The organism is Pantoea sp. JZ2 (genome assembly GCF_035191405.1).
Taxonomy (GTDB): Bacteria; Pseudomonadota; Gammaproteobacteria; order Enterobacterales; family Enterobacteriaceae; genus Pantoea; species Pantoea stewartii.
The window spans coordinates 53,539-68,669 of sequence record NZ_CP045249.1 but is presented as its reverse complement, the minus strand read 5'-3'; the positions used below and the strand labels follow the sequence as shown (position 1 = coordinate 68,669).

At 47.4% G+C, this 15,131-nt stretch carries 13 protein-coding genes and 6 pseudogenes; 12 read left to right on the top strand and 7 right to left on the bottom strand.

Annotation, left to right across the window (positions count from 1 at the left end; translation table 11 throughout):
* Nucleotides 1–21: 21 nt before the first annotated feature.
* Complete coding sequence (locus GC087_RS24155; protein WP_064352214.1) at nt 22–741, bottom strand: fimbria/pilus periplasmic chaperone; 720 nt, start codon at nt 739–741, stop codon at nt 22–24.
* Between the two features lie 40 nt (nt 742–781).
* The gene (locus GC087_RS24150) at nt 782–1,099 is read right to left on the bottom strand and encodes a hypothetical protein (RefSeq protein WP_205957576.1); all 318 of its coding nucleotides are present in this window, start codon (nt 1,097–1,099) and stop codon (nt 782–784) included.
* 211 nt (nt 1,100–1,310) lie between these two features.
* Between GC087_RS24150 and GC087_RS24145 the strand changes: the two are divergent.
* A pseudogene (locus GC087_RS24145) lies at nt 1,311–2,008 on the top strand (IS6 family transposase).
* Between the two features lie 76 nt (nt 2,009–2,084).
* On the top strand, nt 2,085–3,062 hold the full coding sequence (locus GC087_RS24140; protein WP_205957584.1) for a LysR family transcriptional regulator: 978 nt from the start codon (nt 2,085–2,087) through the stop codon (nt 3,060–3,062).
* An 82-nt stretch (nt 3,063–3,144) separates the two neighbouring features.
* Here GC087_RS24140 and GC087_RS24135 read toward each other — a convergent pair.
* Nucleotides 3,145–3,309 (bottom strand): annotated as a pseudogene (locus GC087_RS24135) (DDE-type integrase/transposase/recombinase); the annotation flags it as partial.
* A gap of 274 nt (nt 3,310–3,583) precedes the next feature.
* Here GC087_RS24135 and GC087_RS24130 point away from each other — a divergent pair.
* The 8 genes and pseudogenes from GC087_RS24130 to GC087_RS24095 all read left to right on the top strand — a co-directional run.
* Nucleotides 3,584–3,867: pseudogene (locus GC087_RS24130) on the top strand (SOS response-associated peptidase family protein); the annotation flags it as partial.
* Nucleotides 3,854–3,997, top strand: coding sequence for a hypothetical protein (locus GC087_RS24125; RefSeq protein WP_415911229.1), 144 nt, complete (start codon nt 3,854–3,856; stop codon nt 3,995–3,997). The pseudogene GC087_RS24130 and the gene GC087_RS24125, both read left to right, overlap by 14 nt.
* A gap of 1,092 nt (nt 3,998–5,089) precedes the next feature.
* Nucleotides 5,090–5,755: a hypothetical protein gene (locus GC087_RS24120; protein WP_324030777.1), complete on the top strand. Its 666-nt coding sequence runs from the start codon at nt 5,090–5,092 to the stop codon at nt 5,753–5,755.
* A gap of 30 nt (nt 5,756–5,785) precedes the next feature.
* A pseudogene (locus GC087_RS24115) lies at nt 5,786–6,906 on the top strand (IS3 family transposase).
* A 129-nt stretch (nt 6,907–7,035) separates the two neighbouring features.
* The gene (locus tag GC087_RS24110; RefSeq protein WP_205957578.1) at nt 7,036–7,806 is read left to right on the top strand and encodes a hypothetical protein; all 771 of its coding nucleotides are present in this window, start codon (nt 7,036–7,038) and stop codon (nt 7,804–7,806) included.
* Between the two features lie 377 nt (nt 7,807–8,183).
* A complete protein-coding gene (locus GC087_RS24105) occupies nt 8,184–8,525 on the top strand; it encodes a type II toxin-antitoxin system PrlF family antitoxin (protein WP_082208507.1) in 342 nt (113 codons plus the stop codon).
* Between the two features lie 23 nt (nt 8,526–8,548).
* Complete coding sequence (locus GC087_RS24100) at nt 8,549–9,034, top strand: type II toxin-antitoxin system YhaV family toxin (protein ID WP_064352207.1); 486 nt, start codon at nt 8,549–8,551, stop codon at nt 9,032–9,034.
* An 829-nt stretch (nt 9,035–9,863) separates the two neighbouring features.
* On the top strand, nt 9,864–10,094 hold the full coding sequence (locus GC087_RS24095; protein WP_324028428.1) for a hypothetical protein: 231 nt from the start codon (nt 9,864–9,866) through the stop codon (nt 10,092–10,094).
* A 62-nt stretch (nt 10,095–10,156) separates the two neighbouring features.
* Here GC087_RS24095 and GC087_RS24090 read toward each other — a convergent pair whose 3' ends face one another.
* A complete protein-coding gene (locus GC087_RS24090) occupies nt 10,157–11,503 on the bottom strand; it encodes an ISNCY family transposase (protein WP_324030623.1) in 1,347 nt (448 codons plus the stop codon).
* A 309-nt stretch (nt 11,504–11,812) separates the two neighbouring features.
* On the opposite strand from GC087_RS24090, the pseudogene GC087_RS24085 reads away from it, so the two are divergent.
* A pseudogene (locus tag GC087_RS24085) lies at nt 11,813–12,078 on the top strand (IS3 family transposase); the annotation flags it as partial.
* Here GC087_RS24085 and GC087_RS24080 read toward each other — a convergent pair.
* Nucleotides 12,032–12,394: pseudogene (locus tag GC087_RS24080) on the bottom strand (baseplate J/gp47 family protein). The pseudogenes GC087_RS24085 and GC087_RS24080 overlap by 47 nt on opposite strands.
* Before the next feature lie 245 nt (nt 12,395–12,639).
* Here GC087_RS24080 and GC087_RS24075 point away from each other — a divergent pair.
* Complete coding sequence (locus GC087_RS24075) at nt 12,640–13,548, top strand: DMT family transporter (protein WP_064352205.1); 909 nt, start codon at nt 12,640–12,642, stop codon at nt 13,546–13,548.
* Between the two features lie 378 nt (nt 13,549–13,926).
* Here the strand turns inward: GC087_RS24075 and GC087_RS24070 are convergent, their stop codons facing one another.
* The gene (locus GC087_RS24070) at nt 13,927–14,280 is read right to left on the bottom strand and encodes a hypothetical protein (RefSeq protein ID WP_166504051.1); all 354 of its coding nucleotides are present in this window, start codon (nt 14,278–14,280) and stop codon (nt 13,927–13,929) included.
* A 391-nt stretch (nt 14,281–14,671) separates the two neighbouring features.
* A complete protein-coding gene (locus GC087_RS24065) occupies nt 14,672–14,926 on the bottom strand; it encodes a hypothetical protein (protein WP_205957579.1) in 255 nt (84 codons plus the stop codon).
* Nucleotides 14,927–15,131 lie beyond the last annotated feature (205 nt).

The following is a 15,131-nucleotide window of genomic DNA, read 5'->3' as shown; positions in this document are numbered from 1 at the left end:
ATGTTCCCGGCCCCTGCACATTCAAGAATGTATGCTGAACGTAAGTGGTTCACTTACGCCACCGTAATCATTGATGCTGCGCAGGGTCAGGACCGACCCGCTGCCGGGCGGCAGCGGCAGCGTTGTGCTGCTCAGCGGAGAAACCATGACGTCACTGAGATTCTTCGCTCCTGCACTCAGATGTGTCAGCGTGAGGTAGTAGGGCGTCGGATTATGCACTGTCAACCTGCTTCCTGTGCGGCTGAACGTCAGACGTCGGGGAGCCTCTCCGGGAGCGGGCTTCAGCCCTGACGGTCGGAGAAATAGTTTAAGTTGCGTCACTGTTGCCACGTGAATAACGGCCTGGCCAGTGTTGCTGCTATCGTCAACTGAGGGGATGGCTTTAACCATCAGGTAAAACAGCGTCTCCCGGTCAGCGGGAAAGCTTCCGCCTGTGCGGATGAGGCTGAGCATGTTTTCACTGTCAGGCTTACTGAGATACAGCGGTGGGGTGACCACGAAATTTCCACTTTTATGTCCTGTCGCATCGTCAACCCACGACTGAATGAGGTAGTTATCCGCATCTGAAGTATTAGCAATCCGCACGCTGATGCGGGTTGCGCTAGCGGGAAATATAAAACGTGTGCCGCTGACCGTGATACCGCCTTTTGCCATACAGCTGAGCGGGATGCATACCGCAAGCGCCAGCAGCAGTGTTCTGGCCGTTCCAAAAAATGACTTGCATGACTGCTTCGATTTCATCCCCTTAACCACCTTAACCACCTTAACCGCCTTAACCGCCTTAATCAAAAGTAAACAGAGCGCGGTAAACGCCCACTTCAGTACCCATCTTTACCTGCCAGCGCTGAAGCGCAGAGCGTGCTGACAGCCTCATGTTGCGCATATCAGCAAACCATGCGCTGCCGTTGTCGTGATGATCAAGACACTCACAAAGCCTTGCCCATATATAGAGCGTTTCGCACTCCCCGGGATATTCGTCGCATGCCAGCAGCAAAAAGCGCTGCAGGGCGGCACATTCGACAAAACCATAGCGGCCCAGCCTCTTGATGAAATCCTTTGCACTAACTGGGCTGTGGTGTCTGCACGAAGAAATGGTCATGATTCCCTCCGTAGTTTCCAATAGGAACGCGCTTATACGGACTCAGCGCCCCTCTGCGTCTACAGGCGCGCATAATATAGAGATCAGGCAGGAGGGGAAACGGAACCGCGGTTAAAGCAACGTTAACTTTTTGGAAAAGAGTGGCACATTAAGGTTCTGTCGCATTATGACACCGTCAGGTAACATGTTTTTTTAACAATATTTCCTGACCATGTCTTTGATCCGCAAATCTTTCAGACGTCTGCATTTTCCCGTTGATATTATTGCGCAGTGTGTCCGCTGGTATCTGGGGTATTCCCTGAGCATCCGTAATCTGGAGGAAATTATGGCTGAGTGGGGTATTGTCGTTGACCATTCCACACTTCACCAATGGTGCCCCTGCTGGATAAGACGTTCCGCAGGCATAAACGTGCTGGGGGTCGCCGGTGACGAATGGATGAAACATATATCCGGGTCCGAGGGCAGTGGAAATATCTGTACCGGGCGGTCGATACTGATGGTCAGACTAAAGATTTCCTGCTGACGGCGAAGCGTGATGCAGCCGCCGCCCTGCGTTTCTTTCGTAAGGCCATCCGCCATCACGGTGAGCCAGAAACGGTAACCACTGATAAAAGTGGTGCCAATACGGCAGCGTTGGCCCTACTCAATGCCGACAAATCAGATGAATGAAGCATCACTGTCAGGCAGAACAAATATCTGAACAACCTTGAGGAGCAGGATCACCGGCACATCAAACGACGGACGCGACTGATGCCGGGATTCGAATCGTTCCGGCAGGCCCGGGGCCTGTTGGCAGGCATTGAGCTGGTAAACATGATCCGTAAAGGACAGCTTGATCATCCAGCGGGGGAAGCATTGTCGCCTGCAGATCAATTTTATCTGTTAAACAGACAGCATGGCTTCTGCTGACCTGTTGTCGTTTATGCGACAGAAACTTCAAAATTGCTATTATCCCGTCATGCTACTTATTTATAGTGAGATAACGATGGACAAAGATAATAACCGCGGCATGCGTGACTGGCTCATTTTTATTCGCACGGCCGAAACGGGGAGTATTTCCGAGACGGCTCGTCAGCTAGATATGAGTACGGCCGCAGTCAGTAAATCCGTCAGCCGTTTTGAACGATATCTCAACACCGTACTTTTTACCCGGACATCGCAGGGCATGAGGCTTACAGAGGCTGGAGTCACTACACTTAACCGGGCAAGGGACATTACAGTATCCTTTCATGCGTTGCTTGAGGAAATCCGTAATCCGCAAGGAAAAATTAAAGGCGCCGTCCGACTGGCTGCCCCCGCCATCGTGTGTGAATTTCTTGCAAGTGAATGGTGCCATGATTATACCCAAGCCCACCCTCACGTCAGGGTGTTTCTTGATGCACGCGAGCGCACTGATCTCCGTTCCGACTCCCCCGAACTGGATGATGTGGTATTGCGCAGCGGGCGCATAGAGAGCGAAGACCTGGTTCACAGAAAACTCAGCCCGGTAAAACTCCTGATTTGTGCAAGTCCGGATTATCTGAGGCGGCACCCTGCTATTTCACATCCATGTGATTTGGAAAGACATACCCTTTTAGGGATGCATAATAATGGACTGTCCGGCGCGCTGATGCTTTCCTGTGGCGAGGAGTCATATCTTCTGGAGAGTTCAGCAGAAAACGGCCTGTCATCCAATAATTTGCTGGCCATGTTCAATCTTGCCCTCAAGGGGAAGGGGATCAGCCTAGCAACACCCGGCTGGCTGGCTGCGCCTTATCTGTCGCGGGGAGAACTCGTATCTGTTTTGCCCGAGTGGCGTATACCTGATTTGCCTGCCTGGCTTATATGGCGCCAGCATCCGCGTCATAATACCCTTTTCAACCACTTTCGTGATTATATTGAACGATGCTGGAATATGCGGTCACACCCTGAGGAGCGTTACCTTAAAGATGATCCTGACAGCGAGATAGTAGTGAGAGATTAAGCCAGACCTGCAAAACTAAGGGTTCTGTCGCATTAACGACAACAGGTCAGCAGAAGTCATCCTGTCTGTTTAACAGATAGAATTACTCTGCAGGTGAAAATGCTTCCCCCGCTGGATGATCAAGCTGTCTTTTACGGATCATGTTTACCAGCTCAATGCCTGCCAACAGGCCCCGGGCCTGCCGGAACGATTTGAATCCCGGCATCAGTCGCGTCCGTCGTTTGATGTGCCGGTGATCCTGCTTCAAAGCTCAATACACTGTATCAGGTAGACGGCAAACCGCGACTGTATCTGAAAGCGCTGCATAAATTGTCTCGGAAGGAATCGGCGCAGGCGCTCTATCTCTATCTGGCTGAACTTCCTCCCACCTTTTACCGTATCGGCTTCGACAGGCTTCGTGAACGCCTGCAGCTGACCTCACACTTGGGTAACCAGAACGCCATCGTTAAAAATGCGCTACAGCAGCTCAACCACATTGGTTTTCTTGAATACTCAGTTGATAAAGAAAGAGGGTTACTACTATTTGCTCAACTGAATCAGCCGGCATCTCACCGGATGAACTGCCATTCGACGCTGAGCCTCTGGAACGCTTTAACGTTGCCCCACCCGCGTTCTTTTGCTGAACGAACGTGATGGCCGGCTTCATATTAAGCCGGTTTACTGGGGATTCTCACCGGGATGGTGGAAACATTCTCCGCTCATCGATGCCAGAGGTGAGACAGCCTCAACTGGACGGATGTTCAAACCTTTGTGGCATCTGGGAAGGGCGGTTGTGCCTGCTGACGGATGGTATGAATGGGCAAAGCTCCAAAAAGCTGCACGAGAAAACGCAGCGTCAGGTGCGCGAGGCGGAAGAGCGCATCAGCGCCCAGCAGGAAGAGATGGCGGTGGGGCTGGGTGGACAGCATGACTCGGCACACCCGCGGGTAACTTAACGCTGTCGCTGGCAGAAACCGCCTGTCCGGCTTGCGGCGGCGATCTCAGCCCGCTGGGCTGTGACGACATCGTTCAGGCCCCCCATGCCGTCAAAACATATGGGGCAGTATTTTCTGCTGGTGGAACATCCTAACTTAGTGTTTTCAGTAATTTCGACTGTAACAGAAATATTCGCTGCCCTTTCATCTCATCGAGGGTGAGAGTAGTAGCCTTCCATGGTGAAGTAATGCTAAGTATTAGGGCTTAAAGTGATTTTTCGTCCATGACAGCGGGTTCAGGTAAAAGTGATTACCATCGAGAATCCACAAACCGCTGTCAGAATAACTGTTGGGAATAATATCAGTAAAAACCGGATAAATATCAGAGCAGACGAAACGAGCTTTCTCATTAATGAGCAATACATTACTGACGCCTCAGAAATATGCCGCCTACACGGAGAGAAATTAGCGCCAAAATTGTAAGGGAATAAAAACGAAATTAGCGGTATATGCAAAGTTTTCCTTTATTTAAATGATCAATCCCTATGAGTAAATTCATTTAAATTGATCGATCTCATCCATCTTGATAGCTTAATTCTATCAAAATTTAATTAATGATGGTTGCAAGTAATTTAAATTCGTTTTTTCTTTGATCTACATCAAGTTATATGATTTTAAAGTTAAATATAACAGAGTCTTACGAACATTTATGCTTGCGAAACAAGCATTCAAACCCATTTAAAGTAAAGGGTTTTTTTGCTCGCCGTGTTATGATTGCTTTATCTTGAATGTTCTTTGTTATCTAATCGCATTTGCGCACAAATAAAATCTCAAAAAAATAAATTATAAGGAGTGTTTATGAAAAGGAAGTTCATTTGGACTAATTTTCCTCTTTCAGTTTTAATAGACAGTGGCTTTACGAAAGGGAATATCGCAGCGAAATGCAGCACCAGTAACAGCAAGAACTTACAGGTCAGAAATTATATAAACGACAAGCCTTCTCTCACCTACGGCAACACCAATTGTCAGAAATCAAAAGCCGCTAAGAGGCATTTACTACGCAACTTATTGAATCTATAGGTCTCTTCTTAAAAGAGACCACGGTTGATTTGAATGATATATGAGCTTATAGGACAGCACACCTTGATTAATTACTTCATCTTTATAACACTTCTTGTCATAGCTGTTCTGACAGCACTGCTGTTGTACGGTTATAACCTGCATCTCAGTACCAGAAAAAAAACAGCACGACTTTATGCTATAGAGGCTGTTTTTTTACTTGAGACTTTCGCGGAAAAATGTGTAAGAGTCTCAGGAGACTGGGGTGAACCACTTCCGGATGGCACCTTAAGGACAAGAACTGACTTTCCCGCTCCAGAAACCAACAGAATGAGAGAAATTTCATACTATCTTCCGCTCAAAATAGTACAAAAACAGTTTGAACTTTTTCTTGCACATTCACAGGGCCTCAGAATCATCAGCAATGCATACGATGAAAGTACTACTGACACTGATGACTCGCACTACTTTTTTGAGAGACAGTGCAGGGCCACATTTCTTGGGATAAAAGCGCTTTTAATTTCGCGGCGTATTCGAACGATTTTCATGATTTCAGCCTGCACACGGCCTTATGGCAGTAGATCTGGGGCAGTAGATCTGGGGCAGAAGATATTCTGTGGCAGGAATGGCGCAGGCAGAGAAGGATGGTGGCAAGGGACGGAGGTTTTTAGGCTGGATGTGACCTGCTCCCCGTTGATTAACACACCGCGATGTCAGTAATGTCTTCATAAGCCACATGAGGACATCCCCATGAAGAAGCGATTTTCCGACGAACAGATCATCAGTATTCTCCGCGAGGCAGAAGCCCGGGTTTCGGCCCGGGAACTCTGCCGTAAGCATGCTATTTCAGATGCTACCTTTTAGACCTGGCGCAAGAAGTTTGGCGGCATGGAAGTCCCCGAAGTGAAGCGGCTCAAGTCACTTGAAGAAGAGAACGCCAGACTCAGGAAGCTACTCGCAGAAGCCATGCTGGATAAGGAGGCGCTTCAGGTGGCTCTGGACCGAAAGTTCTGACGACAGACCAGAAGCGGGAAGCCGTGGAAGTCATGTGCGAGACAACAGGTCTGTCGCAACGCCGTGCCTGCAGGCTGGCCGGTCTGTCCCTTTCAACCTGCCGTTATTCGGCTCAGCGTCCGGCTGCTGACGCGCAACTGTCTCTGCGTATCACAGAGCTGGCACTTGAACGTCGCCGGTTTGGTTACCGGCGCATCTGGCAGTTATTGCGTCGGGAGGGCCTTCACGTCAACCACAAGCGGGTTTACCGCATCTGTCACCTTAACGGTCTGGGTGTAAAACGCAGGCGACGCCGTAAGGGTCTGGCGACTGAGCGGCTTCCGCTTCTCCGCCCGGATGCGCCGAACCTGACATGGTCGATGGATTTTGTCATGGATGCACTTGCCAGCGGCTGCCGGATTAAGTGCCTGACCTGCGTGGATGATTTCACGAAGACGTGTCTGACAATCACCGTTGCTTTCGGTATTTCAGGCGTTCAGGTCACGCTTATTCTGGACAGCATCGCGCTCTTTCGGGGCTATCCGGCGACGATAAGAGCGGATCAGGGCCCGGAATTTACCTGCCGCGCACTCGGTCAACGGGTCTTTGAGCATGTTGTGGAGCTGCGGCTTATTCAGCCCGGTAAACCGACACAGAACGGATTTGTTGAGAGTTTTAACGGACGCTTTTGGGATGAATGCCTGAATGAGAACTGGTTCAGCGATATTCTCCATGCCCGGAGAATCATTAATGACTGGCGGCAGGACTATAACGAGTCCAGACCTCATTCATCGCTGAATTACCAGACGCCGTTTGAATTTGCAGCAGGCTGGCGAAACGGGAAACATGAAGAAAAACCAACCGACATTACTAACTGAAGGTTGTATCAAATACTGGGGGCAGGTCAGAGTAAAAATAAAAAAAATTGGGAGTTTGAGGTTTCCATAGTTAACTGTCGTTACAAATGAGATATTCTTTATCAGACTGAAACTAGGGGAGTCAATAATGTGAAGGCACGGGATTTTGAAAATTTTTCTGAACCTGAACGCTCAAAAAAAAACGGAACTGTTAAACAGGAAAGGGTCTGCAAGAAAGAGCTCAGGCGCAATGTTTTTCTGACTTGGTCGCTGATTTATAGCGTTTTTTTCTGTTTCTGGTTGGTTTTTTTTTCTGTATGCGCTGAAACCTATAACGGCTATGTTGATGGATTAGTTGTGTCAGTTCGTTCGATATTGTTGACGACGTTTGTGTTACTTTTACTTGCCATTAATTATTACTTAGGTGTATTCAAAACTCTCAGGAAGGGTAGCTATTTCACTGCGCAACCTTCGGACGGGATTTTTTTTAAATTGTGGAGCAGAAAAGCGTACAGAGTTGGGCGATACTATGTGGGCCTGAAACTTCAGGCTATCGTCGGGAATGAAATGTGGGGAAAGGTTATTTCAAAATTATTCAAATTTGTTAAAGACGAGAGTCATAAACGGGGCTGTCCGATAATTATTCGTTCGCACATTTTGATGGTTCCTCGCTTGCGTGAGCAACTTACTAAGCATCTAGACTCTGCGGATATGATTTACAGTGTGAGTACCGGTTTATCGCTCCAGTCTACAGTCAAACTGAAATGGATTACCGCTTCTGTGGTTGCGCTTACCGGTAAGATACCGACAATGTACGCTCATGAAGCAGAAATCGTGGTTTTTCCGTCAAATCGCACCCACCTGATGCCGACTTTTCCAGATGGAATTTCTAAAAAATTCAAAAGTTTCACAGCGTTATGACGGTTTACCAGCATCGCTGGATTTTTTTACTGGGCAAACCGGGCAGTAATGCACTTGCATTGCACAATGCATTTGCATTATACTAACCCTGCATGTCATGGATGTATGCAACCGTTGCGCAGTACTGGGGTGACAACAGGTCATCCTCTTCTGGGTACGAATTGAATTGAGCTCTTGCTGATCATGGAAAGCGTCCAGCAGAGATCCTCTTATATAATGCCGAAAGGCGTTAACGCCCGGCAGTATCAAAGCAATCTGATACCGGGCCCACGTTGGCAACAACGAAGTTGAACTCATGATTGTCGTCAAAAATATCGGTCGCCACAGCTAGTGCCCGCCGGTAAACGTACACAGTTCAGAGTTAAGAGGTTTATAGAATGGTTAATAACTTTAGAATGGCGGACGTGTCACTGCGTGCTGAGTCCCGACTCACAGAACGTAGTCAGACAACGATCCCTGCAGTGATACGAGACGCTTTGCATCTGAAGCCCGGCGAGTATATTCATTACACTCTCCTGGCTGGCGGCAAAGTTATTATGTCCCGGAATGAAGATGAACAAGACGACCCTGTTGTGTCGCAGTTCCTCAACTTTCTTGAGAATGACATGATGAAAAACCCGCAAAATATTCACCAGGTGCCAACCGAATTCTGGGCGGGCATTCAGACACTCACTGCAGGAGTTGAAGTCGATTTGGACGTGCCGCTTACTGACGATTAATTTTACAGTAAGAGATAGGGCGCATGGAAAGTTTAGAACTGAATGGCTGGAAAATCTGTTTTCATGATTGTTTCCTGAAGCAGATTAGTTCACTGGCACAATGTGTGGCGGATCTGCAAAAATCCCAACCTGACGAATATCAGCGCAAGAAGGAGACAAAGCTTCTGGCGGCGATTGAAAAGGTCATAAAGGACAAAATATCAGTTAATCCTCTTGATACGCAGTTTCGGCAAGGTACCACCCTTGGCCATAATAACAAGCACTGGTTCAGGGCAAAGTTTATGCAACAGTTCAGGCTGTTTTTTCGCTGCAGTGAGGAACATAAAACCATCATAATTTGCTGGGTAAACGATTTCGATACCCTACGTGCTTACGGTTCTAAAAACGACGCCTACAGAGTATTTGCCTCAATGCTTAAAGCAGGTAATCCGCCTGATGACTGGGAAGAGCTTATGAGCCAGACCAAATCGGCAGGCTCAGTTCCGGGTTTTCTTCAGAAGCAGGAATAGTTAAGTATGACTTTCAGGTTCCTGGCCCCGGGTAAACAAACCCGGACGTGCCTGCAACTGTCTGCGTTGCCAAAATCTATATTGCTAAGGCGGCGGTTCCATCAACTGCTCAATCGCAAACATGAGAGCGGCTTCAACCTCATCACTTCGTTCCATACGTGCTCTTAGCAAAAGTATAAGATCACGTTTGATCTATTCGCGGCTGATTACGTCGCCATCACTCGCTTTCCTCAGACAAACCATGCCGGTGAGTCTGCACGCTTCCCGGTAAGTGGACTGAACTTCGTCATCATCAACGTTCTGCATGAGGATATCTCCTGCACTGAATCAGGTTTTATGCGCGACAGCGCATGTAGGCGCCAGCTGATGCCCGGCAGGTCGAACTTGCCACATGGCGCCGGTAGCCCGGCGAAGCCGGTTACGTATGAAAGGTTCTGCCTGTCGGGCTCTTCGCTTTTGTATCTAACCATACGTGAAGATTACCTACCACCATCAAACAGAGTGAATCTGCCAACGATAACATTTTGCAAAATCATGACGTCGTTAACTTCAACCATCGTAGAGCACTATGGACCGCAAGCCTTCATCAGATAAATAATCATCCGGGGAAATCTCTAAACGGATTTTATGTCATCTAAATATAATTAAGGCGATTATCTGAATTTAGCGGCCACATCAATGTTATTGCAAGTTTAAAATGTCACGCAATCCCCCAAAATAGAAATGTCACTTTTGTAGGGAATGGCTTAAATTCCATTTGAAAAAAGATCTTCCTTCTGGCTATTATTTTTAATAATTCATCACTTCACACTCTGCTACGAGGTATGCCATGAACGTTAGTAAATCATCATCAACTCAGCATACTGCTGCCGATGGGCGCATCTATAATGATTCAAAAGGGAGGCCTGTCGGCCTTGCAGGTAAAGTAAACAGAGTTACAAATACCGTTGATGTACCGAAACAATATCCACCACAGACGCCTGAAGATAAAAGACATATGGATATGCTTTTTAACAAGTGCTTCAGTCATGCAGAAAAATACCTACAATCAAAAAAATAGATAACTGATTACTATCAATGGCTAATTAATTTTGTATTCAGTCTGGAGCATATCAGCCAACGCTATCTTTTAAGACTTGCTCTGAACTCTTCTGGATTGACCAGAACAGGATTGATGGCTTTGAGTTGTTCCTGAACACGGGCCTGTGCCCGGCGTTTCGGCATGCTTTTGCTTCGTTCGCGTTTGCCCTGACGGTCCAGCTCATCCATTTTATCCTGTGCCAGTTTCAGCACCGTACCGAGGCGTTTGTTGTCAACTATTTTTCCCTGGTCAATGCAGTCAAGTTTGTCGAACGCATGATATTTCAGTGAGCGGTGGGCATATTTAAAGGCTAAAGTGCCGTCTGGATAGTCATATACCATGATATTTTCGCCAGCAAGGCGTGAGTTTTCTTCTGTCGGTTCAACCAGGTAAATAATTTTGTCATAACGGAATGTCAGTGATTTGGTGAGTTTTCTTGTTTCCTGCCAGGCAAACATGTCATCAAGTTCCTCAACACTTTCAGTGATCGGCCGGTGCAGATTTTTAGGGAATCTGGGCACACGGGCAAAACGACCGTTAAAACTATCAATAAAGGTTTCTAACCAGGCATTGGCTTGCTCAATACTGCAGATCCCTGCCAGACGCATTTCTTTGATAAGCCGGTCCTGTAGCGTCTGATTAGCCCGTTCGACCCGGCCTTTTGCTTGAGGACTGTTGGCACAGATTAGATCCACACCGATATCATGAAGTAACCGTCCGAACTGCGTTGTTCCCGTCTTTGCCCCATTCGGGTGGTTAACACGGAAAACCCCGTGTTTATCGCTGTAAAAAACCAGGGGCTTACCGTGCTTGTCAATGTATTCGCGGGTGGCCAGCATATAATCAAACGCGGATTCGGTTTCCCCGAAACGCAGGTGCATCAGCTGGCCGGTTGCATCATCAACAAAGACGAGCAGACAGCATTTCGGAGCGCGTCCTTCAAACCAGTCATGAGGTGATCCGTCGATTTGGATTAGTTCTCCAAGGCAGTCACGCCGGTTGCGGGGCTGATATACACGAGGTTTACGCCTGACGTAAGGAACCCACAGGCCACTCGCGATCATCCATTTGCGTAGCGTTTCAACGGAAACAACAATCTCGTGCCGTTCTCTGAGCTTTTCTGCTGCCAGCGTTGGCCCGAAATCACTGTAATTTTCATGCAGCAGAGCCAGCACACGCAATCTGAACGACTCCGGCAGATTGTGGTTGCCCTGATTTCCCCGGTGCCCGTGAACCAGCCCCGCAGCACCAGACTCGCGGTAGCAGTTCATAAGGCGCTGAACTTGGCGTTCAGTAAGATCCAGCTGAATGGCTGCATCGCGACGGCGCAAACGTTTTTCAACAACGGCCTGAATGACGCTGGCCCGGTGTAATTCCTTATCTGACATAGTCACCAACATTCGAATGTCCTTTTTGTAGCATAAGATTCATCCCTTATGCCGCAAAAAGTGACATTTCTAAATGGTTAAAAAGTGACATTACTATATTGGTGTCACAATCAAAATGCTCATAATACATCTTATGTTAAATATAGTGTTTGATGGCGTGATCATTCGTCAACGCCGTTTTTCCTAAGTTTTTATAGTCCGTCTATGTTACTGCCAGCATCCCTTTATCACAGGAATAAGGCTATTGGCACAGAGCGTTTATAAGCCCAGATATACGCTCATTCCTTCATTCCGGTATATCTGGACAACCTCAAGGAAACCTGCGGCAAATCCTGATGTGCCGCATTATGCAACTGACCTGAATCAAAGCTGCACGAGACTATAAAGCTCCGCGTCTTATCGCCAGCCGATCTTCGGTGGTTGTCGCTAATCGAGTGCAGCGGCAGCTTACTGTTGTCCGGGCCAATTAGGTATGTGTAACAGATATCAATTAAATCCGTACCTGACAGGAATGGTTGTATATGGCAGTTATGGATATCTTCGCCCGTAACGTTGTAAGCTGGTCGATGCGTCCGCCGTCAGGGTGTACTCGGCGATTTCGATGCTCGGCATACTGACAAAATCCGTCAGCGGGCGTACCTCATCTGCGCTCATCATGCTGGCCACCTTATCCAGCATTAGCCGTCCCGACAGCCCGTTTCCCGTTCTGGAGAACACATAAACACCCACCTTACCGGCCCGTCCGTACGTCGTTGGACCTTAGGCACCGGCATCTAACACATCTCGATCAGTTGATTTGGCATGAAAACGGTAGGCGATACGTCCCCCGGCCGTTTTCATCTGCGTCCATGAAAGCTGAATTCTTTCGCAGAAAGCATCGTCATTTTCCATTTCCGTTTCAACAGGCGGCACCGCATCCGCCTGACTGGCGCAGGTGCGCTGCACCATATAAATGCTTACCTGTAAGGCGATTTGAACCATTAAATTAAATATATCCTTTGTACAATATTCACCCGGAAAAAATAAAAAATTCTTAAAAAGAGAAAATCATTCTCCGTGTATGAAAAATTAATAAAGAAAATGCAATTTCTTCCCCCCTCTAATTTTATAAACTCCTATTTTTAAAGGAGATGCATATGCAAAGAATTGCTGTAATTACATTATTTATTATTGTCACATTAACCTGGAGCACCACCTGGCTGGCAATGCAAATTGCGGTCACCACAATCCCACCTTTGTTCGCAACAGGCATGCGGTTCCTGTTCGCAGCACCTTTTCTGATTATCATTGCGAAAATCAGTAAGACTCCACTTCTCTTCCCAAAAGGTCAGAGAATGTTTCAGGCGACAATAACTCTATTCTATTTTTCTGTGCCATTTACGTTGATGATATATGGCGAAAAATTCGTAAGCTCTGGCCTCGCTTCTGTCATTTTTTCGTTTATGCCTGTAGCCGTCATGTTGACATCCCTGCTGATTTTAAAGACAAGAACAAATGCTGTACAAATTGCAGGACTTATCATAGCAACAGTATCTCTCGCATTGATTCTTATAAGCGAGTCTGAATCTGACATTAACAGCAGCTGGCAGGGTGTTACGGCACTCATAGTCGCGGTCATCATGCATGCCATTCTCTATGCCAAGTGCAAGCAAAGGAGTTGCACTGTGTCAGTGATTACCTTCAATGCACTGCCATGTCTGGCCGCAGGGGTATTACTTCTGACTCTGGGTAGTCTGCTTGAAACCCCACTGGTAAGCTCATTTTCATTAAGCTCTGTGTGGGCAACATTTTATCTCGGTTCATTTGCAGGTGTGTTTGGAATTTTATGTTACTTTGGCCTTCAGAAGAAAGCTGGCGCTTTTAGCGCCTCACTCGTTTTTCTGATCTTCCCGGTGGTAGCAGTAATTCTTGAAGAAATAATCTACGGCCACGGATTTTCTCAGTGTTCACTATTGCTGATGCTACCACTTGCTGCTGGAATACTGCTAACTTTGATTTCTGGTAAGAAAATGCAAAATGAAACTACACCTCAACCAACCGAATGAACTTAAAATCACGGTCCTTCTATATTGTAAAATAAAGCACGCCTGAATGGGTAATTGAAGAATAAATCGGGAAGTAGAATTAAGTAATAATTTAAATTCAACAATTAATTAAAATAATCAGTACCTCTGGAATTAATCTCGAGAAGACACTTTATTGTTTTTAAAGTCTGTTACCAGATTGCACGTGTAACTGAAACCGGATGGCGTCAGTGAAAACTCGAGCGGTTCTATCACGCAGTCCCTGTCCTCCCGCACACCAAAGCCTGACGTTGCCACGCCGCATTCTGCCGTGATTGACACATGCTGAGGCCGGCACTGACCGCTCAGCGTCATTTTCTGCTCATTAAGCTTAGCCTGCGTTTTTCGGGATTTTGCCTGCTACTCAGGGGTCGTTTTTGCCGGCTGGGTATAGCGATGGGCCAGAGAGGGGCTGTAGTGATCAACGTTTGTCGTCTTTGTCCAGCCATCGGCCTCGTCAAAGTACCGCACTCCGATTTTGCCGCCGCTGCTGCCATTTTTTCCCGTGGGTTTTCCGGTTGCGCTCCCCCTTTGCCCTTCGCTGTATGACCAGCGGGACACCTCTGAGGGAAAGACAGTGACGGCACCGGCGCGCTGGCCGAATACCGTCTCCCGTGCCCCTTGAACCAGAAACAGCCAGCCGCCGCCCGACGGATTGCTGACGGCATTATGGATGCGTGCCAGCCTAGAGAGGAGATTTTCATCGGACTCCACCACCTGATCATGATGAATCTCAGCCAGCGCCAGCGCTAATCTACGTTCGAGACTGTGCTAGCGGCGCCGCATATCGTTGATGACCGACTGACGATGGTTTTCCAGTGACTTTTGTAAGTCCCGCTGAGCGCGGAATTTAACTGTATTGTCAGGGACTGCTCTACGGCCGCTATTGACACCAACAGGCACAGTGCGCCTTGTCATTTATCAATTACCCAATATGCGACTTCTGATTTCTGGTCTTTACAGAGTGGCTGCCCGTAACAAAAGTTAAAGCGGATGCGGAAGTGTTTACCACCATCAAAATCCAGCGTTTTATCTCACTACAGACCCCTTTGCTGTCATCACTGTTTAGTTTGAGGAAGCTGTTAAGGAAAGCCATTTACCGGGGTTAATGTTCCCAGACCAGTGCTTTTGCCTGCTCCGCTTTATCGATGCGGCGGTACTGTTCGGCTGTGAGCATCATACCCTCTACAACAAGCTGGCCATCAATTCGTGTTATACTTGCAAATTTGGGCAATATTCCACCATTGTTTTGGTAATTCTTGAGGTGCAAATCCTCTTTTTCCTGCCGCAACGGGTTCATAAGTTCAGGTGTTGAAGCACCTGCAGCGATATACGCAAGCGTAACAATGGTTAACTTCATCTTTTTCCATTTTTCTCCATCCTTATTTAGCGCATCAGAGATTACTTCTGAAGGCATCGGACTTTAGCTATTGGGCTTCTGCATCGATTTTTTGAGGTATTGACGGAAAATCGTTTCCTTATGGGGAAGCCCTCATGTGACTTATGAAACACATTACTAACATCGCGGTCTAATAATTAATAGGGAGAAGGTCAGGTAAATTCGC